This is a genomic window from Nocardia sp. BMG111209 (assembly GCF_000381925.1).
Classification (GTDB): domain Bacteria; phylum Actinomycetota; class Actinomycetes; order Mycobacteriales; family Mycobacteriaceae; genus Nocardia.
This window is the reverse complement of record NZ_KB907309.1, coordinates 434,349-460,308: the sequence shown is the minus strand read 5'-3', so window position 1 is coordinate 460,308 and position 25,960 is coordinate 434,349. Positions and strand designations below refer to the sequence as shown.

The 25,960-nt window shown below is 68.7% G+C and carries 22 protein-coding genes and 4 tRNA genes; 15 read left to right on the top strand and 11 right to left on the bottom strand.

What is annotated here, in order from left to right; all coding sequences use genetic code 11:
- Positions 1–9: 9 nt before the first annotated feature.
- From G361_RS0133200 to G361_RS0133175, 5 genes are all read left to right on the top strand, one after another.
- A complete protein-coding gene (locus tag G361_RS0133200; protein ID WP_019931452.1) occupies positions 10–897 on the top strand; it encodes an aminodeoxychorismate lyase in 888 nt (295 codons plus the stop codon).
- A gap of 129 nt (positions 898–1,026) precedes the next feature.
- Positions 1,027–2,478, top strand: a complete 1,452-nt coding sequence (locus tag G361_RS0133195; protein WP_019931451.1) for a cytochrome ubiquinol oxidase subunit I — start codon at positions 1,027–1,029, stop codon at positions 2,476–2,478.
- Positions 2,479–2,487: 9 nt separating this feature from the next.
- Complete coding sequence (cydB, locus tag G361_RS0133190) at positions 2,488–3,576, top strand: cytochrome d ubiquinol oxidase subunit II (protein WP_019931450.1); 1,089 nt, start codon at positions 2,488–2,490, stop codon at positions 3,574–3,576.
- Between the two features lie 4 nt (positions 3,577–3,580).
- Complete coding sequence (locus G361_RS0133185) at positions 3,581–5,350, top strand: ABC transporter ATP-binding protein/permease (RefSeq protein WP_036496165.1); 1,770 nt, start codon at positions 3,581–3,583, stop codon at positions 5,348–5,350.
- A gap of 285 nt (positions 5,351–5,635) precedes the next feature.
- The gene (locus tag G361_RS0133175; RefSeq protein WP_019931447.1) at positions 5,636–7,306 is read left to right on the top strand and encodes an ATP-binding cassette domain-containing protein; all 1,671 of its coding nucleotides are present in this window, start codon (positions 5,636–5,638) and stop codon (positions 7,304–7,306) included.
- Positions 7,307–7,602: 296 nt separating this feature from the next.
- On the opposite strand, the gene G361_RS0133170 is transcribed toward G361_RS0133175, so the two are convergent.
- The 6 genes from G361_RS0133170 to G361_RS0133140 all read right to left on the bottom strand — a co-directional run bounded on the left by G361_RS0133170 (position 7,603) and on the right by G361_RS0133140 (position 11,862).
- The gene (locus tag G361_RS0133170) at positions 7,603–8,379 is read right to left on the bottom strand and encodes an FABP family protein (RefSeq protein ID WP_019931446.1); all 777 of its coding nucleotides are present in this window, start codon (positions 8,377–8,379) and stop codon (positions 7,603–7,605) included.
- 189 nt (positions 8,380–8,568) lie between these two features.
- On the bottom strand, positions 8,569–8,874 hold the full coding sequence (locus tag G361_RS0133160) for a DUF1416 domain-containing protein (protein WP_019931444.1): 306 nt from the start codon (positions 8,872–8,874) through the stop codon (positions 8,569–8,571).
- A 5-nt stretch (positions 8,875–8,879) separates the two neighbouring features.
- Positions 8,880–9,713, bottom strand: coding sequence for a sulfurtransferase (locus G361_RS0133155; protein WP_019931443.1), 834 nt, complete (start codon positions 9,711–9,713; stop codon positions 8,880–8,882).
- 32 nt (positions 9,714–9,745) lie between these two features.
- A complete protein-coding gene (locus G361_RS0133150) occupies positions 9,746–10,237 on the bottom strand; it encodes a DUF4395 domain-containing protein (protein WP_019931442.1) in 492 nt (163 codons plus the stop codon).
- A gap of 312 nt (positions 10,238–10,549) precedes the next feature.
- Positions 10,550–11,008, bottom strand: a complete 459-nt coding sequence (locus G361_RS0133145; RefSeq protein WP_019931441.1) for a thioredoxin family protein — start codon at positions 11,006–11,008, stop codon at positions 10,550–10,552.
- Positions 11,005–11,862, bottom strand: a complete 858-nt coding sequence (locus G361_RS0133140; RefSeq protein WP_019931440.1) for an LmeA family phospholipid-binding protein — start codon at positions 11,860–11,862, stop codon at positions 11,005–11,007. Before G361_RS0133140 ends, G361_RS0133145 begins: the two co-directional genes overlap by 4 nt.
- Positions 11,863–12,154: 292 nt before the next feature.
- Here G361_RS0133140 and G361_RS0133135 point away from each other — a divergent pair, with 292 nt between their 5' ends.
- The 6 genes from G361_RS0133135 to pstB all read left to right on the top strand — a co-directional run bounded on the left by G361_RS0133135 (position 12,155) and on the right by pstB (position 18,045).
- Complete coding sequence (locus tag G361_RS0133135; RefSeq protein WP_019931439.1) at positions 12,155–12,925, top strand: response regulator transcription factor; 771 nt, start codon at positions 12,155–12,157, stop codon at positions 12,923–12,925.
- Positions 12,922–13,866: a mycothiol synthase gene (mshD, locus tag G361_RS0133130; RefSeq protein WP_019931438.1), complete on the top strand. Its 945-nt coding sequence runs from the start codon at positions 12,922–12,924 to the stop codon at positions 13,864–13,866. Before G361_RS0133135 ends, mshD begins: the two co-directional genes overlap by 4 nt.
- A 284-nt stretch (positions 13,867–14,150) precedes the next feature.
- Positions 14,151–15,272 (top strand): phosphate ABC transporter substrate-binding protein PstS, encoded by a 1,122-nt coding sequence (gene pstS / locus G361_RS0133125; RefSeq protein ID WP_026343800.1) that lies wholly within the window; start codon positions 14,151–14,153, stop codon positions 15,270–15,272.
- Between the two features lie 13 nt (positions 15,273–15,285).
- Positions 15,286–16,347: a phosphate ABC transporter permease subunit PstC gene (gene pstC / locus G361_RS0133120; protein ID WP_019931436.1), complete on the top strand. Its 1,062-nt coding sequence runs from the start codon at positions 15,286–15,288 to the stop codon at positions 16,345–16,347.
- Entirely contained in the window at positions 16,347–17,249 is a 903-nt protein-coding gene (gene pstA, locus G361_RS0133115; protein WP_019931435.1) for a phosphate ABC transporter permease PstA, read from the top strand. The genes pstC and pstA overlap by 1 nt, the downstream gene beginning before the upstream one ends.
- A gap of 19 nt (positions 17,250–17,268) precedes the next feature.
- Positions 17,269–18,045 (top strand): phosphate ABC transporter ATP-binding protein PstB, encoded by a 777-nt coding sequence (gene pstB / locus G361_RS0133110; RefSeq protein ID WP_019931434.1) that lies wholly within the window; start codon positions 17,269–17,271, stop codon positions 18,043–18,045.
- 104 nt (positions 18,046–18,149) lie between these two features.
- Here pstB and phoU read toward each other — a convergent pair whose 3' ends face one another.
- The 5 genes from phoU to G361_RS0133085 form a co-directional block, all read right to left on the bottom strand.
- Positions 18,150–18,821, bottom strand: coding sequence for a phosphate signaling complex protein PhoU (gene phoU, locus G361_RS0133105; protein ID WP_019931433.1), 672 nt, complete (start codon positions 18,819–18,821; stop codon positions 18,150–18,152).
- 99 nt (positions 18,822–18,920) lie between these two features.
- Positions 18,921–20,897: an LCP family protein gene (locus tag G361_RS0133100; RefSeq protein ID WP_019931432.1), complete on the bottom strand. Its 1,977-nt coding sequence runs from the start codon at positions 20,895–20,897 to the stop codon at positions 18,921–18,923.
- A 150-nt stretch (positions 20,898–21,047) separates the two neighbouring features.
- Positions 21,048–22,196 carry a tRNA dihydrouridine synthase DusB gene (gene dusB / locus G361_RS0133095; RefSeq protein WP_019931431.1) on the bottom strand — a complete coding sequence of 383 codons (1,149 nt, stop codon included), beginning with the start codon at positions 22,194–22,196 and terminating at the stop codon, positions 21,048–21,050.
- 70 nt (positions 22,197–22,266) lie between these two features.
- The gene (locus tag G361_RS0133090; RefSeq protein ID WP_019931430.1) at positions 22,267–23,238 is read right to left on the bottom strand and encodes an acyl-ACP desaturase; all 972 of its coding nucleotides are present in this window, start codon (positions 23,236–23,238) and stop codon (positions 22,267–22,269) included.
- A gap of 588 nt (positions 23,239–23,826) precedes the next feature.
- Positions 23,827–23,899, bottom strand: a tRNA-Lys gene (locus G361_RS0133085).
- 895 nt (positions 23,900–24,794) lie between these two features.
- On the opposite strand from G361_RS0133085, the gene G361_RS0133080 reads away from it, so the two are divergent.
- From G361_RS0133080 to G361_RS0133065, 4 genes are all read left to right on the top strand, one after another.
- The gene (locus G361_RS0133080; protein WP_019931429.1) at positions 24,795–25,454 is read left to right on the top strand and encodes a TetR/AcrR family transcriptional regulator; all 660 of its coding nucleotides are present in this window, start codon (positions 24,795–24,797) and stop codon (positions 25,452–25,454) included.
- Between the two features lie 135 nt (positions 25,455–25,589).
- A tRNA-Glu gene (locus G361_RS0133075) sits at positions 25,590–25,662 on the top strand.
- A gap of 35 nt (positions 25,663–25,697) precedes the next feature.
- Positions 25,698–25,771: transfer RNA gene (locus tag G361_RS0133070), tRNA-Asp, on the top strand.
- Between the two features lie 36 nt (positions 25,772–25,807).
- Positions 25,808–25,880 (top strand) — tRNA-Phe (locus G361_RS0133065).
- Positions 25,881–25,960 lie beyond the last annotated feature (80 nt).

The following is a 25,960-nucleotide window of genomic DNA, read 5'->3' as shown; positions in this document are numbered from 1 at the left end:
CTTCCACGCATGGTGGATCGAGTTCTGGTGACTCTCGATGGCACGATCAGAGACCTGGACGAGCCGTTGCTCTATGCCGACGATATCGGGCTGCTACGCGGCGACGGCATCTTCGAGACAGTGCTGCTCCGGGACGGCAAGGCCTGCGCGCTGGAATTACATCTGGCTCGTTTGCGCCGTTCCGCGGAGGCGCTGGACCTACCCGAACCCGATCTCGGGCGGTGGCGTCGCGCGGTCGAGATCGCGGCGAAGGAGTGGGGCAGCGAGCGCGAGGGCACCCTGCGCCTCGTGTTCACCCGCGGCCGCGACACCGATCCGCATCCGGGGCGCGACTCCGGCACCTCCTACGTTCTCGTGGTGCCGGTGCCCGAACGGGTGAACAAGGCTCGCGCCGAAGGGATTTCGGTGATCACCCTGGCGCGCGGCACCTCGATCGAGCTCGCACCCACCGCGCCCTGGCTGCTGCTCGGCGCCAAGACCCTCTCCTACGCCACCAATATGGCCGCGCTGCGCTTCGCCGCGCGCAACCATGCCGACGACGTCATCTTCACCAGCCCGGAGCATCGGGTGCTGGAGGGGCCGCGGTCCACCGTGGTCATCCAGCGCGACGACAAGCTGATCACCCCGCCGGTGCGCAACGGCGTGCTGCCGGGGATCACCCAGCGCGCGCTGTACGCGGAGGCCGGGAAGGCGGGCTGGGACTGCCGCTACGAGCCGTGCTTCGTGGCGGATCTCATCACCGCCGACAGCGTGTGGCTGTTGTCCAGCGTCACCCTCGCCGCGCGCGTGTCGTCGCTGGACGGGCTGCGCATGTCGGCGCCGGAGCGGGCCGCCGAGATTCCGGAGCTGGTGGATCGCGGGATCTCCAAGCTGTGGAGCCTGACCGACTGGAAGTGATCGGCCGGACTCCGGTCGTGGAAAAAAGCTCCGGTGGTGCACCGGAGTGTCGTGACCCAAGACTCGTTGCCCGGCGGCCGATCCTGCGTAGCCTTTACTACGACACGTCGTAGTACGGCAGGAGGCCGCATGAATGTCGTCGATGTCGCGCGCTGGCAGTTCGGGATCACGACCGTCTACCACTTCATCTTCGTGCCGCTGACGATCGGGCTGGCCGGTCTGATCGCCGTCATGGAAACGGTGTGGGTCGCGACCGGTAACGACGCCTGGGTGCGCCTGACCAAATTCTTCGGGAAGCTGTTCCTGATCAACTTCGCCATCGGTGTCGCGACCGGCATCGTGCAGGAATTCCAGTTCGGGATGGCCTGGAGCGAGTACTCGCGGTTCGTCGGCGACGTGTTCGGCGCGCCGCTGGCGATGGAGGCGCTGGTCGCCTTCTTCCTGGAGTCGACCTTCCTCGGGCTGTGGCTGTTCGGCTGGACCCGGTTGCCGAAACTCGTCCACCTGGGCTGCATCTGGCTGGTGGCGATCGGCACCGCCGCCTCCGCGTACTTCATCGTCGCGGCGAACTCGTTCATGCAGCATCCGGTCGGCGCCGAGTACAACCCCGCGACCGGCCGCGCGGAACTGCACAGCATCGCGAAGGTGCTGACGAATCCGACCACGCTGGCGGCCTATCCGCACATCGTCGCCGGCGCCTATATCGTCGCGGGGTCGTTCGTCGCCGCGATCGCGATCTGGTGGCTCGGTCGTGAGGCGCGGGCCGGTCGCGGCGCGGCCGCGAACGCGATGTGGCGGCCGGCCGCCTGGCTGGGGGTCTGGGTGGTGATCGTCTCGGCGGTCGTGCTGTTCTTCACCGGCGATACGCAGGGCAAGCTGATGTTCCAGCAGCAGCCGATGAAGATGGCCTCGGCGGAATCGTTGTGCCACTCCCAGCTCGACCCGAAATTCTCGGTGCTGACCATCGGCACCCACAACAACTGCGACAGCGTCACCCACCTCATCGAGGTGCCGTATGTGCTGCCCTACCTGGCCGAGAGCAAATTCTCCGGAGTGCGGCTCGAGGGTGTGAAGGATCTGCAGGCCGCCTACAACCAGAAGTTCGGGCCCGGTGACTACCGGCCGAACCTGTTCGTCACCTACTGGAGTTTCCGGGCCATGATCGGCTTCCTGGCCGGTCCGGCGCTGCTGGTACTGGCGGCGTTCTGGGCACTGTGGCGCGGCCGGATGCCGCGGCAGCGCTGGTGGCCGTGGCTCGGCGCGTTCGCGGTGGTGACGCCGTTCCTCGCCAACAGCGCGGGCTGGGTGTTCACCGAGATGGGCCGCCAGCCCTGGGTGGTCGCGCCCAATCCGACCGGCGACGCGCACATCCGGATGACCGTGCAACAGGGCGTCTCCGGACTGTCGGCCGGCACCGTGCTCACCTCGCTGATCGTCTTCACCCTGCTGTACGGGGCGCTCGCGGTGGTGTGGTTCTACCTGATGCGCCGCTACGCGTACGCGGGACCGGAACCCGTGAAGGCCGTTGCCGAGGCCGACGCGAACGACGTTGCCGTCGAGAAGCTTTCGTTCGCCTACTGAGGAGCTGTGATGAGTCTGCCGGAATTCTGGTTCTTGCTGATCGGCGTCCTGTTCACCGGCTATTTCGTGCTGGAGGGCTTCGACTTCGGGGTGGGCATGCTGATGCCGATCCTCGGCCGCGGCGACGACACCCGCCGCCGCGCGCTGCTCAACACCATCGGCCCGGTCTGGGACGGCAACGAGGTGTGGCTGCTGACCGCGGGCGGCGCGATGTTCGCCGCCTTCCCGGAGTGGTACGCCAGCCTGTTCTCCGGGATGTACCTCGCGCTGTTGCTGATCCTGGTGGCGCTGATCGTGCGGGCCTGCGCGATCGAATACCGCGGCAAGATCGACGATCCGCGCTGGCGGCTCTGGTGCGATGTCGCGATCGGATTCGGCTCGTGGGTGCCCGCGATCGGCTGGGGCCTGGCGTTCGCGAACATCGTGCACGGGGTGCGGCTGAACGCGCATCGGCAGATGGAGGGCGGCCTGCTGCCGCTGCTCGGGCCCTATGCCCTGCTCGGCGCGCTGACCACGGCACTGCTGTTCGCGCTGCACGGCGCGGTCTTCATCGGCCTGAAAACCGGTGGGGAGATCCGGGATTCGGCCGACCGGACGGCGCGGGTGCTGTTGCTGCCGACCGCGGTCGTGGTCGCCGTGTTCGGGATCTGGACGCAGCTGTCCCACGGCACCGGCTGGACCTGGGCGCCGCTGGGCATCGCGGTGGCCGGACTGCTGCTCGCGGGTGTGGCCGTACTCGTCCGCCGCGACGGCTGGGCCTTCACCGGCACCGCGATCACCATCGTGGCCGCGGTGACGCTGCTGTTCGGCGCCCTGTTCCCGCATGTGCTGCCCTCGACCCTGGATCCGGCCTACGGGCTGACCGTCGACGGCCGCGCGATCGACGGCCACGCCACCGTCGCCGCCTCCTCCACCCACTACACGCTGGTGGTGATGAGCTGGGTGGCGGCGGTCATGACCCCCGTGGTGCTGATCTACCAGGGCTGGACGTACTGGGTGTTCCGCAAGCGGATCACCCTGGACCAGATCCCGGCGCCGACCGGTCTGCCGCTCGAGCAGGTCGTCTACGGCCGGCATGCCAAGAGCGCCGAGGTGTAGTCCGATGGCCGCACCCGTGGATCCGCGCCTGTGGCGGCACGCTCGTTCGGCCCGCCGCTATCTCGTTGTCGCCGTGGCACTCTCGCTGGTGACCACGGCCGGCATCGTGGTCGCGGCGATCGCGCTGGCCGGGGTGCTCGCGGGCGTCGTCACCGATCCGGCCCGGCGTGACATCGCGTCCTGGCGCACCGCGCTGCTGGTCTTCGCCGGTGCGGTGCTGTGCCGGGTGGTGGCGACGTGGTGGCAGTCCCGGCTGGCCCACCGCGCGGGGGCGCGGGTGGTCGCCGAACTGGAGACCGCCGTCCTCGCGGCCGCCGCCGCACTCCCGCCCCGCGAATTGGAGTCGCGCCGAACCGAACTGGCCGTCGTGGTCGCCGACGGGCTGGCCGGGCTGCGACCGTACTTCAGCGGCTACCTCCCGGCCCTGTTGCTCGCGGTGCTGGTGCCGCCGAGCGTGCTGGCGGTGATCCTGTACCACGATCCGGTGTCCGGTGGCATCATCGCGGTCACCCTCCCCCTGATCCCGATCTTCATGATCCTGATCGGCCGGATGACCCAGGGCCGCTCCGCCGCGACACTGGCGGCGGCCACCCGGCTGTCCGGCCAACTGCTGGACCTGTTCGCCGGCCTGCCGACACTGCGCGCCCTCGGCCGCGAAACAGCCGGTGCGGCAGCGGATTCGGCCGCCGCACCGGGGCGCGGCGCGGCCGAAGAGATCGCCGATGCGGTTTCCGCCACGACGATGCGGCACCGGGTGTCCGCCCTCGGTGTCACGCTGCGGGAACGCACGATGGCGGCGCTGCGGGTGGCGTTCCTGTCGTCGATGGTGCTGGAACTGCTGGCCACGCTGTGTGTCGCGTTGGTCGCCGTCTCGATCGGGATGCGGCTGGTCTACGGCCATATGAGCCTGTATGCCGGACTGCTCGCCCTCGTTCTGGCACCCGAGGTGTATCTGCCGCTGCGGGCCGTCGGTGAACGCTTCCACGCCGCTCAGGACGGAATGGCGGCCGCGGACAAGGCTTTCGGGGTGCTCGAGGATCCGGCCCGGATCGTGCCCGGTACTCGTGGGCTCGACGTTCCGCACCCGATCGTCGAGATCCGCGATCTGTCCGTCGCCGCCCGCGACGGTCTGGCCCCGGCCGGCCTGTCGGCGATGCTGCGCCCCGGTACGGTGACCGTGTTCACCGGTCCCAACGGCTGCGGCAAATCGACCACGCTGCAAGCGATTCCGGGCCTCGTCACCCCGGACGGCGGCGAGGTGCTGGTGGACGGCATCCCGGTTGCCGATCTGGACCCGGACGGCTGGTGGCAGCGTATCGCCTGGCTCCCGCAACGTCCGGTGCTGCTGCCCGGCACCCTGCGGGACAATCTCGACCTGCTCGGTACCCGCACCTTCGACACCATCCCGAGCGCCGAGCTGGAAGATGCTTGCGCGGCAACGGGTTTCGATGACGTGCTGGGTGACCTGCCCGACCGCTGGGACACGGTGGTGGGCGCCGGTGGCACCGGACTCTCACTGGGGCAGCGGCAGCGACTGGTGCTCACCCGAATCCTGGTGGCGGACCGCCCGATTCTGCTGCTCGACGAGCCGACCGCCCATCTCGACGAGGTCGCCGAGGCCCGGGTGCTCGCCGCCCTCGTCGCTCGTGCCCGAGCCGGCGCGACCGTCGTCCTGATCGGTCACCGTCCGGCAGTGCTCGCTGCTGCCGACGAGGTGATCACCGTGATGTCCACGGCCACAACGCCATTGAGACCTGTGGAGCTGATCGGATGAGCGCGCTTGTTCGGCGTCGTGCCGCCCGCCTATCGAGCTCCGGCGAGCAGATCTTCCACGACGGCGCGCTGGTCCGAAGAGGCAGTCGCTCATACCCGGAGCTCGTCCGCAGGGGTCGCTCGTACCGGGTGTCGTTCGATGCGGTCGGTTCGCTCGGAGCGGCCGGCCGGCCGAACGTGATCGGCCTGCTCGCGGTCACGGCGCCGGTCGCCTACGGCTGCGCGTCGTTCGCCGGGATCGGGATCTCGGCGGAACCGTCGGGACGGCGGAGGAGGGAGTAGTCCGATGTCGTTGCTGCTGAAAGATTTCCGGCGGATGCGGGAACTGGCCGGGTTGCCGTGGTGGCGGGTCGCGGTGTCCGTGCTGTGGGGTGTGCTGGCGCTGGGGAGTGGGCTGGGGCTGGCGGGGCTGGCCGCGTGGTTGATCGCGCGCGCGTGGGAGATGCCGCATGTGCTGGAGCTCAGCGTGGCCGTGGTGATCGTGCGAGCGCTGGGGATCTCGCGAGGCGTGTGCCGGTATGTGGAGCGGCTGGCGACCCACGATGCCGCGCTGCGCGCGATGACGCGGGCTCGGGCGGGGGTCTACTCGGCGCTGGCGGCGGCGGACGTCTGGAGTCTGCGGCGTGGCCGGGCCGAGGACGATCCGACCCGACTGCGGCGCGGTGACCTGCTCACCCGGATCGGGCGCGACATCGACGATCTGGGGGCGGTGGTGGTGCGGGCGGTCGTACCGATCGCCGTGGCGTTCGTCTTGTCGGTCGCGGCGGTGCTGGCGCTGGGGACCGTTTCGGTGGCCGCGGCGGGGGTGCTCGCGGTCGCGCTGGTGGTGGCGGGTGTGCTCGCACCCTGGTGGTCGGCGCGGGCGGCCCGGGAGGCGGAGACGGCGGTGCGCGCGGATCGGATCGCGTTCACGACGGCGGCGGTCACCGTGCTCGATCATGCGCCGGAACTGCGGGTGGCCGGTCGGCTCGGCGGTGCGATGCGGGACGCGACCGACGCCGCTGCGCGCGCGGTGGCGGCCGAGGACCGGGCGGCCGCGCGCGGCGCGTGGGCGGCGGCGGCGCTGCCGTTGTCGATCGGGGCGAGCGTGCTGGGTGCGCTGGCGATCGGAATCATGTTGTACGGCAGTGGTTCCGGCGCACCAGCCGGTCCGATGCAACCGGCGCCGGCCGGCGGGATCACGCCGATGGCCCTCGCCGTGCTGGTCCTGCTACCGCTGTCGGCGTTCGAGGCGGTGGCGGTGCTGCCGGCCGCCGCGCAGGCGCTGACCCACGGCCGGGCGGCGATTCGGCGCATCTTGACGGCCGAACGGGTTCGGAACACGCTGCCGCCCAACGGTTCTCCGCTCATGCCCGCCGGTCGGCGGATCGCGGTGGTGGGACCCAGCGGGGCCGGTAAGACCACGCTGCTGATGTCCTGGGCGGGGCTGTTCGACGTGCCGCGGCCGGGGGTCACCTTCTTCGCCGAGGACGCGCATCTGTTCGGCACCACGGTGCTGGAGAATCTGCGGGTCGCCCGCGGTGATCTGACACCCGCGGCGGCCGAGGCCGCGTTGCGGGCGGTCGGTGCCGGGCCCTGGCTGGACGGGCTGCCCGACGGTCTGGACACCGACCTGGTCGGGGGCGCGGCGGCGGTCTCCGGCGGTCAGCGGCGGCGCATCCTGCTGGCCCGCGCGCTGATCTCACCGGCCCGGGTGCTGCTGCTGGACGAGCCGACCGAACATCTGGAAGCCGTTGCGGGAGCGGATCTACTGCGGGCACTGCTCGACGAGACCAGCGGGTTGGTCGAACCCGATCGCACGGTCGTGGTGGTCACCCACCGGCTGCCGCCGGATCACCGCGCCGAGACCGTGCTGGACGTGGCCGCGGGTGGCGTCGTCCATGTCCGGTCCGTCTGCGCGGAAAGGGCTCCGACCAGGGATTCCGCGCTCCGCGAAAATGCGTTGCCGATCCGTTGAGCGCGGACTACCTTGATCTCTACACGGGAAAGGAGGTGGTTCCGAGAATGAGTAATTCCAGGACACGTGAGGTGGCTGCCGGCTAGGCGTCACCGCTGCAAAGACGGATTCCGTTCGCGCGAACGCCGAACCAATCCCAGGCAGTCACCCGGCCCCCGAGCCCCCGATTGGTCCGATCGGGATCGTGCGAGGTTCTCCTCCACGATACGGCTCGGGGGCTGTTCCCTGTCCGGGCTCGTCCCGGAGAACAGCTCCGGCACCCACGCGGGCGCCGGAGATACGAATTCGATTGTGGCTCAGCCGATGTAGCGTTGCAGCCGAGCCGACAGGCGAGGTTCGAGCACGCCGTCGGCGACCACCCGCTCCTCGACGTAGCCCAGATCGCCGCCCTCGACGATGCCGTAGAGGCGCTTGGCGCCGCCCACCACCGCGCCGGACTGGCTGCGGATCACGACATCGGTGGCCAGCTCCCAGGACGACTGGGTGAGCGCCTGGCCGTAGAACAGTTCGACGATGCCGGAGCTGTGCGTGAGCAGCAGTTCGATCACCTCGTCGTCACCGTCGGTGCCGACCCGCCAGAAGCCGCTCTCGCGCAGATCGGGGCCGGCGTAGCTGCCGTCCGCGTCGATCACCCAGGAGCGCGCGTTCCAGGTCAGATAGTCGCCGCCGTCGTGCGACACGATGATCTGCTGGCCGAAGTGGTAGTCGCCGCGCTCGGGATCGTTGCCCTCGCCCTCACCGCGCCACACACCGACCAGCGGCAGCAGTGCGAGCATCGCGGAACTCAGATCCGGGCCCAGGCGCAGGTTCGCCGTATCGTCGGGCAGCGGGAGATCCGGGAGCTGCGGAATGTTGCGGCTTCCGGTGGATTCGGCGCGATCGGCGGCCTCGATGACGGCTCGGTCGCCACTGCGGCGGGCCGTATCTTCGGCGCCGCGGGGGGCCGCGCCATCAACGCTGCCGCGGGCCGCGTCGTCGCCACTGCGGCGGGCCGTATCGTCCTCGTCCGCGGTTTTCGGCGCCGTCCCGTTCGTCGTTACGTTCTCGACGTGCTCGTGCGCCGCGTCGCTCACGACTCGGTGAACAGCCGGTAGAGGACGTACAGACCGAACCATGCGATCAGCACGGAAACGAGGACCAGCAGAATCTCGAAGGCAAGGACCACGTCTGGCATTCTAATCACCCACTGCCCCGGACATGCGAACGGCCCCGGGAAAATTTCCCGGGACCGTTCCCATGGTTGCCGAACGATAAGCGGCGACCTACTTGGCGACGGAGACGTCCACGTTGTGGATGCCGGCGCCCTCGGGCTTCACCTGCGCCGTGCCGTTGCCGGCCGACGACAGCGCCCGGATGGTCCAGGTGCCGGGGGCGGCGAAGAAACGGAAATCACCGGTGCCGGAGGCGACTACCTCCGCGGTGAACTCGTCGCCGGAATCCAGCAGACGAACGAACGCGCCGCCGACGGGGTTACCCTCGGCGTCCAGGACACGGCCGGTGATGACCGTCTCCTTCTCGGTGTCGACATTCGCGGGCAGGGTCTGGCCCTGGGTAGGTGCTGCACACATGTCTATTACGCTCCCAACTCGATCGGTGCACCGACGAGGGAGCCGTACTCGGTCCAGCTCCCGTCGTAGTTCTTGACGTTCTTGTGGCCCAACAGCTCCTGCAGCACGAACCAGGTGTGCGAGGAGCGCTCACCGATGCGGCAGTAGGCGATGGTCTCCTTCTCGCCGTCCAGACCGGCCTCGGCGTAGAGGTCCGCCAGCTCCGCATCCGACTTGAAGGTTCCGTCCTCGTTCGCGGCCTTGCTCCACGGCACGTTGATCGCGCTGGGGACATGGCCCGGACGCTGGCTCTGCTCCTGCGGCAGGTGTGCGGGAGCCAGGATCTTGCCGGAGAACTCGTCGGGCGAACGCACGTCGACCAGGTTCTTGGTGCCGATGGCGGCGATGACCTCGTCGCGGAAGGCGCGGATGGACAGATCCTGCTCGGCCGCCTTGTAGGTGGTGGCCGGCCGGTTCACGCCGTCCTGGGACAGCGGGCGGCCGTCGAGCTCCCACTTCTTGCGGCCGCCGTCGAGCAGCTTGACGTTCTGGTGGCCGTACAGCTTGAAGTACCAGTAGGCGTAGGCGGCGAACCAGTTGTTGTTGCCGCCGTACAGCACCACGGCGTCGTCGTTGCCGATTCCGCGGGCCGACAGCAGATCGGAGAACTGCTCCCGGTTTACGAAGTCACGACGGATCTGGTCCTGCAGATCCTTCTTCCAGTCGAGCCGGACGGCGCCCTCGATGTGGCCCGTGTCGTAGGCGGAGGTGTCCTCGTCGACCTCGACGATGACGACGCCGGGGGCGTTGAGGTTCTCTTCGACCCAGTCTGCGGAGACCAGGACATCGGAGCGAGCCATGTTGTTCCTTTCAGAGGTGACTTGCCAGGAGGCTAGGCGGGGTTATCGCTCGCAGCGGGGAGTACCCGCAATGCGAGGGGGTACAGCATGCAGCCCAGGCAGATGCCGAAGGCCGCGTTGAGAAACGCCGCGAACAGGGCGAACGCGGTGAAGATCGCGCCGAAGACGACGCTGCCCGCGACGAACCCGACGAAGCCGAGTACCGCGAAGATCAGACCGACCAGCTGGGCGAACCGCAGCGGCGGCACCGGCTCGGTCTCCGTGACCGGCCGCAAGCGCGGCGCGATCAGGGCGTAGAGCCGGCCGTAGGGGCTGCGCCGCGGGCCGAGGAGCGCGCCGAGCGCGAACACCACCGCCTGCAGGCCGAGCAGCACGGCGGCCACGGTGGGACCGAAGGCCGCCGCCACCAGGACCAGCACCAGCACGGCCGAGGTCACCCAGGCGGCGAAGCGAGGGCCGCGGACGTCGACCTGCCCCGCGGGCGGTAACGGCCGATCGGTGGCGAGAATGTTTTCATCGGACATGGTGCAAGCTCCTGCGCTGGGAAGTCGGCCAGTTTTCTCCGGATGCCGGGCGGTGCCGGTTCGGGTACGTGATTCGTACGCACGGCGAAGAACAGAACCGGTCGGCAACAGAGGTTGACGAAGGGCCGACCGGCTAGCGGCACAGGCAGCAACAGCCGCCGAGGCGGCACAGATCAACTGTGCGGCGTCGGGTGAGCATCAGCTCTCGGCGGGTTTGCACGAGTAGCAGTTTACCTGCTTCGTGCGGGGAATTGGACCCGGGGTACGGAACTTTGTCACGAATTCGCTGGTCCGATCATGAACGGACGCGGTTCAGGCGACCTGTGGCACGGTCAGCGGGCGGACCGCACTGTGCAGATCGGCGGCCCGCGGCACCCCGGAGATCCGGAAGCGCTCCCGGCCCGCGGCGTCGAAGACGAAGGTGGTGGGCAGCGACAGCACGTTGAGTTCCCGGGCCAGCGCGGGCTGCGCGTCGATATCGATCTCGACGTCGCGCGGCGGTTGCGGACTGTCGGCCAGGCCGGTGACGACGCCGGCCACCACCCGGCGCACGGCCGCGCACGGGCCACACCAGTCGGCGGAGAAATGCAGGATCACGGGGGTGTCCGGGGTGATGCCGGCGGCGGCCAGCAGTCCGGCGCGCGCGTCGGCCGCACCGGCCGCGGCGCCCCTGCCCGGGGTCTCGCGGGCCCGGCCCTCGCGGCTCTTCAGGATCAGCCCCGCGGCCAGCGCGGCCAGCAGGACGACCACCAGGATGATCAGCGCCGTCATGGTCTCGCGAACCTGTCCATATCGATCGTCACGTCCTCACCTTTACCTTCCACGACGATGCCGCCGTATTCGGTCTTCACCTTGTTCGGGTGCACACCGAACGGCAGATCGCGGGTGTCGATGGTGCGGGTGAACCGGCTCAGGACCACCGACTTGTCCAACAACGGCCCCTCCACGACCGGCGTCGAGATGGTCGCGGTGGCGGAGTCCTTCTCCTTGTCCTTGTAGAGATCGGTGGCGACGATGCGCACCTGATCCCCGTCGAGCAGGAGATCCGCCTGCACGCTCACCCGCTGGGTGGTGCGCGGCTCGATGCCGGTCAGGATGGTGCCGGTGAGTACCAGTTTACTGGTGGTGCTCACCGGCCCGTCCGCCGAGTTGTCCGAGCCGTCGCTGCCGTCGCTGTTGTCCGATCCCGGTGTGCCGTCGTCGGACTTGTCCTTGTCGACGGGTTTCAGCTGCACCGAGAGGTCGGGAATCCGGAACAGCCGGCCCAGTTCGACCGGTTCGATGCGCATCCGGCCGGCCACCTCGTCGACCGGCACCGAATGCAGGTGGACGTCGGCCAGATCGCCGGGCGGTACGTGCGCGCGGCTCAGCGTCGCCTCCACCACGATCTCGCCCGGGATGTCGGGCCGCACCGCGCGGGCGCGGATGTCCACCGTGCGGTAGGTCCCGCGCACCGCCTGCACGAGGAACGGGAAGCCGTGGATGGTGACCTCGGGATCGGCCGACAACTGGGCGCCGGCGCGCAGCGATCGCGACACGCGGTACTCGGAATAGGCCGCCGTGGTGAAGTCCGCCACCACCGCGAGCGCGGCCACCAGCACCACCGCGCCGATCACCCGGCGCACGACGATTCCGCGCCGCCCCGTCTCCCCACGCGTGGGCCCGTCGTTGGTCACAGGTCCTGCGTGTGTGCCGCTCGGATGGGAGTTTCCCGGGGAGTTACCCATGTACGCACGATATCTGTTGTACCCCCCGCCGGCCCGGGGGTCCGTGGCCCCGAGCTGGGTAGGTTGCCCGGAATGCGTGGTGAACGGGACGGACGCGCTAATGTAGGCACGAATTACCTGTGCAGACTTGCATGGATTCGCGAAAGACACCGAGGTTGCCGCGGACATGCCAGATTGGGAGGAGAGCTGAATGGAGCTGCTCCTGCTGACATCCGACCCGAATCCGGAGTCGGTGTTGCCTTCGCTGGCCTTGTTGCCGCACAACGTCCGGCCCGCGCCCACCGAGGTCGCCTCGCTGCTCGAGGCCGGTACCGCGGATGTGGCACTGGTCGACGCCCGCACCGATCTGGCCGCCGCGCGCGGCCTGTGCCGGCTGCTCGGCAGTACCGGCTCGTCGGTTCCCGTGGTGGCAGTACTGACCGAGGGCGGTCTGGTGGCCGTGAACGCGGACTGGGGTCTGGACGACATCCTGCTGCCCGGCACCGGCCCGGCCGAACTCGACGCCCGGCTGCGGTTGCTGGTGGCCCGCAACGGCGGCGCCGCGAGCCCGGAGAACACCGGCAAGATCACGCTCGGCGAGCTGGTCATCGACGAGGGCACCTACACCGCCCGGCTGCGCGGCCGGCCGCTCGATCTCACGTACAAGGAATTCGAGCTCCTCAAGTACCTCGCCCAGCACGCCGGCCGGGTCTTCACCCGCGCCCAGTTGCTGCAGGAGGTGTGGGGTTACGACTTCTTCGGCGGTACCCGCACGGTCGACGTCCATGTGCGGCGATTACGCGCCAAACTCGGCAGCGAATACGAATCGCTGATCGGTACCGTGCGCAACGTGGGCTACAAGGCCGTGCGTCCGGCCCGCACCGCCAGCGGTAAGGGCGAACCGGCCACCACCTTCGCCGACGACGATGTCGAGGGCACCGACGACTCGCAGCTGGCTCCGGCCAACGGATCGCTGTCGTGACGGAATCCGAGACGACGGCCCGCCCGCAGGCGCCGGGCCCGGGTGACTGGGCCGTCGCGCTGGACGACGAGACCGCCGCGGGTGTGCGCCGCGCGTTCGAGCGGGCGGTCGCGGCCGACGGAGTCGACCCCTTGTCCGAACAAGTGCTGCTGTCGTTCACCTCCGAATCACCGGCCCGACACCTGGTCGCGGACCGGGACGGAGAGGTGGCGGGCTACGCCAACCTGGTGCCCGCGCACGGCGAGCATCCGGCCATGGCCGAGGTCCTGGTCGACCCCAGACAGCGAGGCCGCGGTCTCGGGGCCGCTCTGGTCGCGGCGGCGCTGGCGGCCGGCGGACCGGAGGCCCGGGTCTGGGCGCACGGCAATCTGGCCTCCGCGCGGGCGGTGGCCGGTCGGCTCGGCCTGCGCGTGGCCCGGGAACTGTGGCAGATGCGCCGCGGGCTTGCAACCGGTGAGCTACCGGAACTGCTGGTCCCCAGCGGCCTCGAACTGCGCACCTACGCCGGTCCGGCCGACGACGCGGAACTGCTGCGGGTCAACGGCGCGGCCTTCGATTGGCATCCGGAACAGGGCGGATGGACGGCGGCCGATATCGCGGCGCGGCGGGAGTCGGACTGGTTCGATCCGGCGGGGCTGTTCATCGCCGTCGATCCGGCCGATCCCGACAAGATCCTGGGCTTCCACTGGACGAAGGTGCATCCGGCGACGCCGACGGAACCGGCGGTCGGCGAGGTCTACGTGGTGGCCGTCGATCCGGCCGGTCAGGGCCGTGGCCTGGGCCGCCTGCTGACCCTGGCGGGCCTGCACTACCTGCGCGAGCGCGGACCGGGCGAGGTCCTGCTCTACACCGAGGCCGACAACACGGCCGCCGTGCACACCTACACCCGGCTGGGTTTCGAGGTGGCGCACGTCGACGCCGCCTATACCGCGGTGGGCTGAACCGGTCCGTGGGACCGGCGGCCGAGCGCCGCGAACCGGCGATTTCGGGCGGCTCGAGACTCGAGTTACATTGCGGTTAATCTCACAATCGGGACTTGGAATCGCGCCGGGTTGTTCACTCTTCGTTCACTTACCCAGGTCTCGCTGTCAACCGACCCACCCTACGTTACTTGTGGGCGGCGCATCGCTGCCTGGTGCGCAGTGTTCCCTGTGAATTGCTCACCACCGCGCCCGCCCGATCGTTGAGGGATCGGGCGTGTACGACACGATTCCCGGAGGACTAGGTGAATCTCAAGCGCACGAGCGCTCTCCTCGGTGTGCTGGCTGCGGCCGGCGCTCTGACCCTTTCTGCCTGTGGCAGCGACGACAACTCCAACCAGTCGTCCGGTGGCTCCAGCGTGGCCAAGACGTCCGTCGACTGTGGTGGCAAGAAGGCTCTGAAGGCCAGCGGCTCCTCGGCTCAGAAGAACGCGATGGACCGTTTCGTCGCCGCCTACCAGCAGAACTGCGACGGCTACAACCTGGACTACACCTCCAGTGGTTCGGGTGCCGGTGTCAACGAGTTCATCGGTGGCCAGACCGATTTCGGTGGCACCGACTCGCCGCTGAGCGCGAAGAACCAGGAGCCGGACAAGGCCAAGGCCCGCTGCGCCTCGGACGCGTGGAATCTGCCGACCGTCTTCGGTCCCATCGCGATCACCTTCAACCTGGGTGACGTCACCAAGCTGAACCTGGACGGCCCGACCGCCGCCAAGATCTTCAACGGTGGCATCACCAAGTGGGACGACCCGGCCATCAAGGCGCTGAACGCCGGTGTCAACCTGCCGAGCGACGCGATCCATGTGATCTACCGCAGCGACGACTCCGGCACCACCGACAACTTCCAGCTGTACCTGGACGCCGCGTCGAACGGTGCCTGGGGCAAGGGCGCCGGCAAGGCGTTCGCGGGCGGCACCGGTGAGGGTGCGAAGGGCAACGAAGGCACCTCGGCGATCATCAAGAGCACCAAGGGCGCCATCACCTACAACGAGTGGTCCTTCGCCAAGTCGCAGAGCCTGAACATCGCGTCGGTCGTCACCTCCGCGGGCCCGACCCCGGTCGCGCTGACCATCGACTCCGCGCAGAAGGCCGTCGCCGGCGTGCAGGTCAAGGGCACCGGCAACGACCTGGTGCTGGACACCAGCTCCTTCTACAAGCCGACCCAGGCCGGCGCCTACCCGATCATGCTGGCCACCTACGAGGTCGTGTGCTCGAAGTACGCCGATGCCAACACCGCCAAGGCGGTCAAGGCGTTCCTGACCTCCGCGGTCGGTAACGGTCAGGCGGGCCTGGACACGGCCGGGTACATCCCGCTGCCGGACGCGTTCAAGGCCAAGCTGACCACCGCCATCAACGCCATCAACTGATTGCAGCCTCCCCATGACCGTGCACGACGAAGTCGCCCCCGCGGGTAGGTCCACCGAGACCGACCCGCGGGCGGGCGGAGAAGCCGCCACCATGTCCCTCGAGAGCACGCCCGAACCCTCGACGCCGATCAAGGCCCGAGGCGGGCGTTCGCACAGCAAGAACGCGGAATTCGCGTTCCGCTCGCTGGCCACGGCCGCGGGCGCGACGATCGTCGCTGCGATCGCGCTGATCGCTTTGTTCCTCTTGATCCGCGCGGTGCCGTCGGTGGCGGCCAACAAGGCGAATTTCTTCGCCAGCACGGAATTCAATGTCCGTGACGCGAACAATCTGCGCTTCGGTATCCGCGACCTGTTCGCGGTGACCGTGCTCAGTTCGCTCATGGCATTGGTGATCGCGGTGCCGCTGGGTGTCGGGATCGCATTGTTCCTGACCCAGTACGCGCCGAAGGCGCTCGCCCGTCCGTTCGCGATCCTGGTGGATCTGCTGGCGGCGGTGCCTTCGATCGTGTTCGGTCTGTGGGGAATCCTGGTTCTGGCCGAGAAACTGTCTCCGGTGGAGCAGTTCCTGAACGACAATCTCGGCTGGTTCTTCCTTTTCGATACCGGCAATGTCTCGGTGACCGGCGGTGGCACCATCTTCACCGCCGGCATCGTGCTCGCCGTGATGATCCTGCCGATCATCACCTCGGTGAGCCGCGAGGTCTTCAACCTCACCCCGCGCGCCCACATCGAGGCCGCCCAGGCGCTGGGCGCCACCAAGTGGGAGGTGGTGCGGATGACCGTGCTGCCGTACGGCCGCAGTGGTGTGATCGCCGGTTCCATGCTCGGGCTCGGCCGCGCGCTCGGTGAGACCATCGCGGTCCTCATCGTGCTGCACACCGCCGCCAAGGCCGGCCACTGGTCGCTGTTCGACGGCGGGTACACCTTCGCCTCGAAGATCGCCTCGGCCGCTTCCGAATTCAGTCAGGCGCTGCCCACCGGCGCCTACATCGCCGCGGGCTTCGTGCTGTTCGCGCTGACCTTCGTGGTCAACGCGCTCGCCCGGATCGCGGCCGGCGGGAAGGTCAACGGCTGATGTCCACCACGACTCTCGACCGCCCGATCAAGGCGCCGACCTTCCGGGACGTGAGCGCCTCGCGCAAGCTCCGCAACAACCTCGCCACGGTGGTCATGTGGCTGTGCTTCGCCATCGCGCTGGTGCCGCTGGGCTGGGTGCTGATCCTGGTCATCCAGAAGGGTCTGCACGCCGCCACCCGCAACGGCTGGTGGACCAGGTCGCAGCGCGGCATCCTGCCCGACCAGTACGGCGGCGGTGTCTACCACGCCATCTACGGCACGATCATCCAGTCGGCGATGGCCGCGGTGATCGCGGTGCCGCTGGGCATCCTGGCGGCGATCTTCCTCGTCGAGTACGGCCGCGGCCTGCTGGCGAAGGTCACCACCTTCATGGTCGACATCCTCGCCGGTGTGCCGTCGATCGTCGCCGCGCTGTTCGTCTTCGCCCTCTGGATCGCGACCTTCGGCTTCCCGCAGAGCGCGTTCGCGGTATCGCTGGCGCTGGTGCTGCTGATGCTGCCCGTGGTGGTGCGCAGTACCGAGGAAATGCTGAAACTCGTCCCCGACGAGCTGCGCGAGGCGTCGTACGCGCTCGGCATCCCGAAGTGGAAGACGATCCTGCGGATCGTCGTACCCACCGCGGCCCCCGGCATGATCAGCGGCATGCTGCTGGCGCTGGCCCGCGTCATGGGCGAGACCGCGCCGGTGCTGGTGCTGGTCGGCTACTCGAAGTCGATCAACTACAACATCTTCAACGGGAACATGGCATCGCTGCCGCTGATGATCTATCAGGAGCTGTCCAACCCGGAGCCCGCCGGCCGGGCCCGGGTGTGGGGCGCGGCCTTCACGTTGATCGCGATCATCGCGCTGCTGTACCTCGCCGCGGCGGCGGCGAACAAGCTGCTCACGCGGAACCGATAGAGGCGGAACGGAATATCACATGGCCAAGCGGATCGATGTCAAAGATCTGAACATCTACTACGGGAAGTTCCACGCCGTCGCCGGCGTCGCGCTGACCGTGCTGCCGCGCAGCGTCACCGCCTTCATCGGTCCGTCCGGTTGCGGTAAGTCCACCGTGCTGCGCTCGCTGAACCGGATGCACGAGGTCACCCCGAATGCCCGGGTCGAGGGCGGGGTGCTGCTCGACGGCGAGGACATCTACGGCGCCAGCGTCGATCCGGTCGGCGTGCGCCGCACCATCGGCATGGTGTTCCAGCGGCCGAACCCGTTCCCCACCATGTCGATTCGCGACAACGTGGTGGCCGGGCTGAAGCTGCAGGGTGTGCGCGGCAAGAAGGAACTCGACGAGGTCGCCGAGCGCTCGTTGCGTGGCGCCAACCTCTGGAACGAGGTCAAGGACCGGCTGGACAAGCCGGGCGGCGGCCTCTCCGGCGGTCAGCAGCAGCGGTTGTGCATCGCCCGGGCCATCGCGGTGTCCCCGGACGTGCTGCTGATGGACGAGCCCTGTTCGGCGCTGGACCCCATCTCCACGCTGGCGATCGAGGATCTGATCGCCGAGCTGAAGAAGGAGTTCACCATCGTCATCGTCACGCACAACATGCAGCAGGCGGCGCGCGTGAGCGATCAGACGGCCTTCTTCAACCTGGAGGCGCAGGGCAAGCCGGGCAAGCTCATCGAGATCGATGAGACGGAGAAGATCTTCTCCAACCCGTCGCGCAAGGAGACCGAGGACTACATCTCCGGTCGGTTCGGCTAGATCGGCCGAGAGTTCGGACAGGCCGAGGGCCCCGGGGTAATTCCCCGGGGCCCTCGTCGCGTGCCGTGGGCCGAGGATCTCCTCTTCGGATCCTCGGCGCAATCCTAGATGTGCTCGATCTCCGCGTCCGGATCCGCGGGCAGCACGCCGGTCACCAGGAAGACCACCCGGCGGCCGATCTCGACGGCATGATCGGCGAACCGCTCGTAGTAGCGGCCGAGCAGCGTCACATCCACCGCGGCGGCGACGCCGTGCTTCCATTCGCGGTCCATGAGCAGCGTGAACAGGTGCCGATGCAGGTCGTCCATCGCGTCGTCGTCGCCGCTGAGTTCGGCGGCGCGTTCCGGATCGCGGGTCTCCAGCACATCCTTGGCCGCGGTGGCCATGGCCACCGCGACCCGGCCCATCTCCGCGAAGTAGCCGTTGACGGCCTCGGGCAGGGCGTGGTTCGGGTGGCGGCGGCGCGCGACCTTGGCGACGTGCAGCGCCAGCGCGCCCATCCGGTTCACATCGGCGACGATCTGGATGGTGCTGACCACCTGGCGCAGATCGCCGGCCACCGGCGCCTGCAGGGCCAGGAGGGCGAAGGCCTTCTCCTCGGCCAGCGTGTTCATCTCGCCGATGCGATCGGATTCGGAGATGACCTGTTCGGCCAGATGCAGATCCGCCTGCAGCAGCGCCTGGGTGGCCCGCTCCATGGCCGACCCGGCGAGGCCGGCCATCTCGCCCAGCAGAGCGGCGAGCTCCGCCATTTGTTCGTTGTAGATGACACGCATGGAGACACACAGTAGTGGGAAGCCCTGACCGGGTCACCAACGGTGGGTGAACCACCGGTGTTGCCCGCTACTTGCGGGAAATTTTCCGGTAGCGAGCCGCTATTTACAGATGTCATCGGCGGCGTTGCGATGTTCCAGGTCGGCGGGCAGGGTGACCGGAGCCGACAACGCGACCGCCTCCGGCGCCTCCGGCAGCAGGCTGCCGGGCGGGCTCGGGGCCTGCACGGTCCCGGTGAAATCGGCGCCGAGCGCGACCTCGACCAGTGCGCCGAGCCCGGCGACCGATTCCAGCGTGGCGCCGGGCAGCGCCGAGGCGAGCGTGGCGGCCTCGGCCTCGTGTCCCGCCGAATACCGCACCCGGGTACCGGCGTTGCCGCCGTCGGCCAGATTGCCGACGCCCGCCACCTGGAAGCCCTGGTCGGACAACTTCGGAGCCGCACCCGCGGCCAGGCCGGGCACGCCGGACGCGTTCGACACCCGCACCTGCACCGCGGCCGGATCGACGGCGGCGTACCGGACCGGCGGCGCGGGGATGCCGATCGCCGGGGATTTCACCTCGCCGGGCAGCGGCTGGTCGTCGATGATCGCCCGGAACAGCGCCTTGATATCGGATTCGCGCGGGATCTCGTTGCCGTAGGTCGTTGTGCCGCCGGTGGGCAGGGTCACGAAGGTGACCGAACCGGTCTCCAGCCGCTGCAGCGAGCGGCCCAGCGTAAGCAGATCGCCGGTACTGACGTTGTCCATGAAGGCATGGCCGGTGAACGCCTCGACCAGCCCCCGCAGCCGGGCCGGATCCAGGAGCACCCGATTCGACACCGCCGAGCGAAGCAGCGAGGACAGGAACCGCTGCTGGCGGTTGATCCGGTCGTAGTCGCTGCGCTGCTCGCCGTACACGTGCCGCGCGCGCACGTAGTCCAGGGCCGTGGAACCGTCGATGACCTGCCGTCCGGCGCTGGTCAGGACCGTGCCCAGCTGCCCGTCGACGATCGGCCGGGAGGCGCACACCTCGACGCCGCCGAGGGTGTCGACCATCGCCTGGAATCCGCTGAAGTCCATGCCCACGAAATGGTTGATCTTCAGCCCGGACAGCTTCTGGATCACCTTGGTCAGGCATTTCGGGCCGCCGAGCGCGTACACGCCGTTGAGTTTCTCGCCGTTGGCCGCGTAGTACGTCTGCCCGGTGTAGACGGCCTTCTCGTTGTTCCACGCCTCGCAGGCGGGACGGCTGACGTCCAGATCGCGCGGGAACGACACCACCACGGCCCGCTGCCGGCTGGCCGGAATGTTCACCAGCATCACGGTGTCGGCGCGGGCGCCGTCGGCATCGTCGGTGGTACCCGCGCCGATCTGCCCGTTGGCGCCGGCCCGCGAATCGGTGCCGACGATCAGATAGTTCTCGTCCCCGAGCTGGCCGAGCGGGTCGACGATATCGGCGGAGTTCACATCCAGCGCCGCGACCCGGTTGAACCCGTCGTCGGTGGACCGCAGGAAACGCCAGCCCACCCCACTGGCGGTGAGCAGCCCGATCGCACACCCCGCCGCCGCGATCCGCACACCCCACCGCGCGGTCCCCAAGGCCCGGCCGGCCGCCACCTGGCCGCCGTCGGCCGGCAGTTCCGGGGATTCCGCGATATCCGATGCGACCAGTGAGATGTCCGGTGGCTGTGCGGAGTCCGCTGTGACGAGCGAGATGTCCGGTCGCTGTGCAGGGTCCGGTGCGGCGAGCGGGATATCCGGTGACCGCTCGGCGTCCGGTGCGACGAGCGAGATGTCCGGTGGCTGTGCAGAGCCCGCCGCGCCGAGCGGGATGCTCGACGACTCTGCGGAGCCCGCTGCGGTGCGGTCCGGTGACTGCGTGCCGTCCGGTGCGACGAGCGAGAGATGCGACGACCCTGCGGCCTCCGGTGTCGCGAGCGGGCTGTCCGTCTGCTTCACGACACCCGGTGCCGCGACCCGGATGACCGGAAATTCCGCGACCACGGCAGCGGACGGCCGCGCGGCGGGCAGTCGCTCCCACGGCGCGCGCCGCAGGAACGCGGGCGGTTCCTCGGTTCCATCCTCACCACCACCGGTCACGAAACCTCGCTTCGCTCGGGTCGCCGTACCGGAACGGTGGTCCCAGGTCCCGGCCGTGGGATACGCGCGGAGATGCCTCGAGTGCACGATCCTCGCACGCCGATCCGGCGAATCCGGCGAACCCGGAGGTTACGTGTCAGCCACGCGGACTCAGCCGCCGGAATGCATCACGTCGGCGGCGGTGGGGACGGTGGCGTCCTCCGGATCGTCGAGCCAGCCTTCGGGGAGGACGACCTTGCCGGGGGAGCCCTGGCGGCCGCGGGGGCCCTCGGCGTCGGCCGGGAAGGGTGCGGTGGGGTCGAGCAGGCCGATGAGGTCCTGGAGTTCGGCGAGGCCGGTGACCGTCGCGAAGCGGCGGCGCAGGTCGGAGCCGACCGGGAAGCCCATCAGGTACCAGGCCATGTGCTTGCGGATATCGCGCATGGCCTTGTCCTCGCCGTCGTGGTCGGACAGCAGCACGGCGTGGCGGTAGAGGATCTCGCCGACGCGGCCGAGCGCCGGGGCCACCGGAATCGGCTCGCCGCGCAGGGCGGCGGACAGTTCGGCGAACAGCCACGGGCGGCCGAGGCAACCGCGGCCGACGACGACGCCGTCGCAGCCGGTTTCGGCGACCATCGTGAGGGCGTCGGCGGCGGAGAAGATATCGCCGTTGCCGAGCACCGGGATGGTGGTGACGGCCTCCTTGAGGCGGGCGATCGCGGACCAGTCGGCGGAGCCGGAATACCGCTGCGCAGCGGTGCGAGCGTGCAGCGCGACCGCGGCGGCGCCCTCGGCCTCGGCGATGCGGCCGGTGTCGAGATAGGTGTGGTGGTCGTCGTCGATGCCGATGCGGAACTTGAAGGTGACCGGAACGCCGGCCGGTTCCGCGGCCGCGACCATGGTCCGCACGATCTGCTGGAACAGCCGGCGCTTGTAGGGCAGGGCCGCGCCGCCGCCGAGCCGGGTGACCTTCGGTACCGGGCAGCCGAGGTTGACGTCGATGTGGTCGGCCCAGCCCTCGCCGACGACGATCCGCACGGCCTCGCCCAGTGTCTTCGGGTCCACGCCGTAGAGCTGCATGGAGCGGGGCCGTTCGCCGGGGCCGAACGCCATCATGTGCAGTGTCTTCTCGTTGCGCTCCACCACCGCGCGGGCGGTGATCATCTCGCAGACGTACAGCGAAGTGGCGCTGCCGAATTCGCGGCACAGGGTGCGGAAGGCGACGTTGGTGATACCGGCCATCGGCGCCAGCACGACCGGCGGATCGACCTGGTAGGGGCCGATCCGCAGGGTGGTTCGTGTCTCGACGGCGGTAGTCATGGTCCCCATTTTCGCATCCGGCCGGCAGTGGCCGGGGTCACAGCGGAATTCGGGGACCCGGCACCGCCGGTCAGCCGGCGAGGGTGGTGATCTCCTCGCGCTCGCGCTTGGCGGCCTCGCGGGCCAGCATGCGGTCGCGCTGCTCCTCGAACTTCACGACATCCTTGGCGAGGCGCTCCAGGAACAGGCCCAGGCGCTCGCGCACCGCCTCACCGCGTGCGGTGAAGTCGTCGCGCTCGAAGATCTTCCACTTCTTGAGGACCGGCTGGATGACCTCTTCCAGGTGCTGCCGCAGGTCGTAGATGCCGTGCTTGGCCATCATGACACCGTTGCGGCGGAAGTTGGGCATGCCCGCACCGGGCATCTGGAAGTTCTCCAGGATCAGGGTGACGGCCTCGAGCGCCTGATCGGGCGCCAGATCGAGGGCCGCACCGCACATGTTGCGGTAGAAGATCATGTGCAGGTTCTCGTCGGTGGCGACGCGCTGCAGCATGCGATCGGCGATCGGGTCGTCGCAGACCTTGCCGGTGTTGCGGTGGCTCACCCGGGTGGCGAGTTCCTGGAACGTCACGTACGCGACGGAGTGCAGGAAGCCGGCCTCGTCCTCGGTGGGCGAGGCGAACCCGTTGGTCATGTGGATCATCCGGGCCTGTTCCAGCGCCACCGGGTCCACCGCGCGGGTGACCACCAGATAGTCGCGCATGACGATGCCGTGCCGGTTCTCCTCGGCGGTCCAGCGACCGACCCAGGTGCCCCAGGGGCCGTCCTGGGAGAAGTTCTCGGCGATCTCGCGATGGTAGGAGGGCAGATTGTCCTCGGTGAGCAGGTTGGTGATCATCGCGGCCTTGGCGAGCTCGCTCAGCCGAGATTGCGACGGATCCCAGTCCTCGCCCCCCATGGCGGCGAAGTTGCGGCCCTCGTCCCATGGGACGTAATCGTGCGGGTGCCACTCCTTGGCCATCGAGATATGTCGATCGACGTTCTCTGCGGCAACCGGCTCCAGCTCAGACAGAAGCTCGAGTTGGGTCAGATCCCTGGCCATAAATCCGTGTCCTTCATCAGTCTGGTAAGTGCGATCGTGCAGGTCGCCCCCCGAGGGCCGTGGCCATGCTCCGCGCCCATACCCTACGTCACCGTAGGGTGATGCGAAACGCATCTTGGGCGAGTTCACAGCTCGCCCGATGAGTTCACAGGCTCGAGTTGTGCGCCTCACACGACATCGTCGGCGTGCGTGGAACGTTATCGAGTGTAGGCGCGGCCGTGATCGTGTCCAGACGCATCCGTGACCGCGCACCCTTCGCCCGAATCCGGTATCCGGTCTGTCGCCCAGGTCGGCGGGCTGTTGTCTCCGATATGAAAATCTCTCCGTCACTTCGGGGGATGTGTGCGAGATGTCTGTTTTCCTCGATCTGTTCGTAATGAACGGGAACGCCGCCCGCCGGGGCGTTGCCGGCACGCGCCGAACCGTCCCCGGGGGGAGTGCGATGCGCGGGCCCCGGCGACGGGACCGCCGGTGACGGCCCCGGTCCGGCGGGCCCGCCCGGCCGCCGGCCGCCGGGCCCGTGATTTGCCGGGCCGGATGACGAACGGCGGCGGGCCGGTGACCGTGGTCACCGGCCCGCCGCCGGAGTGCCCCCACCAGGGCTCGAACCTGGGACCTGCGGATTAAAAGTCCGTAGCTCTACCAACTGAGCTATAGGGGCGCGGATGGCAAGTCTAGTGGGCGCGGTGCGGAAGTGGTAACCGGTATCTGCCCGGCCCGCCGGGCCGGGATGTCCGCCCAGGTCGGCGCGATTCGGCGGAGGTTCGCGGGAGGTGCGCCCGGGTGCTCGCGCGGCCGCCGGCGGCGCCGGTGTGGCGGTGCGAGTGGGTGATTGTTGACATGTCCTGCATTTCCGGGACGCGCGCAAGGCAATCTTCTTGCTTCCCAATTTGTTTCGGCGCGGAAGTGTGGAAACATTACCCAATCGTTGTGCGTGGCAATGTATTTGGTCGGGAGGTGAGCATGCTGATCCGGTGGTCCGGCCCGGCCCGGTTCGCGGACGGTCGCGGCCCGGCGGGCGGCGGTCTCGCCCGGGATGCGCGGGGCCGGCGGTGCGTCCGGCGCCACGTTCGGGAATTCGCGACAGCGGATCTCGCACAATTCGATAGCTGCCCATTTGCATATGTCCTACAACCGCTATTGCACGAACTGACTTGCCGGTATGACTTACAGGGCGCAACGATTCGAGGTACGGTGACCGCTTGGTGAATTCCGTAGGTTCCGGCAGTGCCCGGGGGGATGGGATTCGGCCGAAGGTTGATGTGCCCGAATGTGTCGCGACCGGTCAGGCCGATCGCGGTGCTCCGAAGACCACGTCACAGGAGGCAGTTCCACGACGAAGAAAATGCCCGGGTGTGCACCCCTGCCGCGCACCCGGGCGGGAAAACTGTACCACCGGGTCTCGGGACTGTTTTCCCGGAAGTTTTCGTACCGAAAGTTTGTAAAACCGGGCAATAGCCTGAGTTGAAGTATTCGAAAATCTCATAACTTCGCGTCGGGGGCTGTTCCCTCTTGGCAGTACACCGGCGGCAAGTAGCTTCGGAGGCGTTTCGAGCATGGCACGGCAGCAAGAGCGGGCCCGCCGGACACGGGCGGCGATCATCAGGTCCGCCGCCGTTGAATTCGGGAAGAGCGGCTACGCCGCGGCATCGTTGAACCGGATATTGGAAGGGTCGCACGCCACCAAGGGCGCCATGTACTTCCACTTCGACTCCAAGGAGGACCTCGCCCGCGCGGTACTGGAATCGGCGGTCGAGCGCTACCGCGCGACCTCCGAACGCTGGCTCGCCCGAACCGATCTCGGTCCGGTGGACGTGCTGCACGGGATGGTCGACGAGGTGGCGCTGCGGCTGGAGAACGACATCGTCATCCAGGCCGAGTTTCGGCTCGTGATCGAGCCGGAGTTCTATCGCGACGCCAAGGCGGCCGGCGGGCGCATCGTCGACCGCGCCACCCGCCTGCTGGCGGTCCGGGCGATCGAACAGAAACAGTTGCGCGCCGACGCCGATCCGGACCGGTTCGCGCGCACGCTGTCCGCCGCCCTGGCGGGCCAGCGCTACATCGTCGACGTCCAGGGCGGCCCGATGGATCTGCGTACCAGGTTCCAGGAGGCGCTGGAGGTCATCGTGGAGGCCATGGCGACGCCCGAGTGGGCCGACGAGTTCCGGCGGTACGGCTGGCGGGCCGCGGCGCGCCTGGAGGAGCTCGACGTCTGAATGTCGCCGCCGACGATCGAGTTGGTCCACAACGTGGCCTCTGACCTGCCGATTTGGGAATCGTGTCCAGCCTGTCATAAGCTATGCGAGCTCCCAACGGAAGCCGTTGAGAAACGGACCGGAGAGATCCGGCGGGCCCCCTTCGTCTAGCGGCCTAGGACGCCGCCCTTTCAAGGCGGTAGCGCGGGTTCGAATCCCGTAGGGGGTACAGTGGCAACACTGTATGAGAGCAGAACAGAGTATGGCCCTGTGGCGCAGTTGGTTAGCGCGCCGCCCTGTCACGGCGGAGGTCGCGGGTTCGAGTCCCGTCAGGGTCGCAAGTTTTGCTGGGCATTCGGTTCGGGTGCCCCCCGGGCCAGGTAGCTCAGTTGGTAGAGCGTCCGCCTGAAAAGCGGAAGGTCGCCGGTTCGATCCCGGCCTTGGCCACGTCCACAACCCTCGGTTCCGTGTCACGGGCCGAGGGTTTTTCGTTGTCCCCAGGCTGTGGACAGCCCGGAAACTTTCTT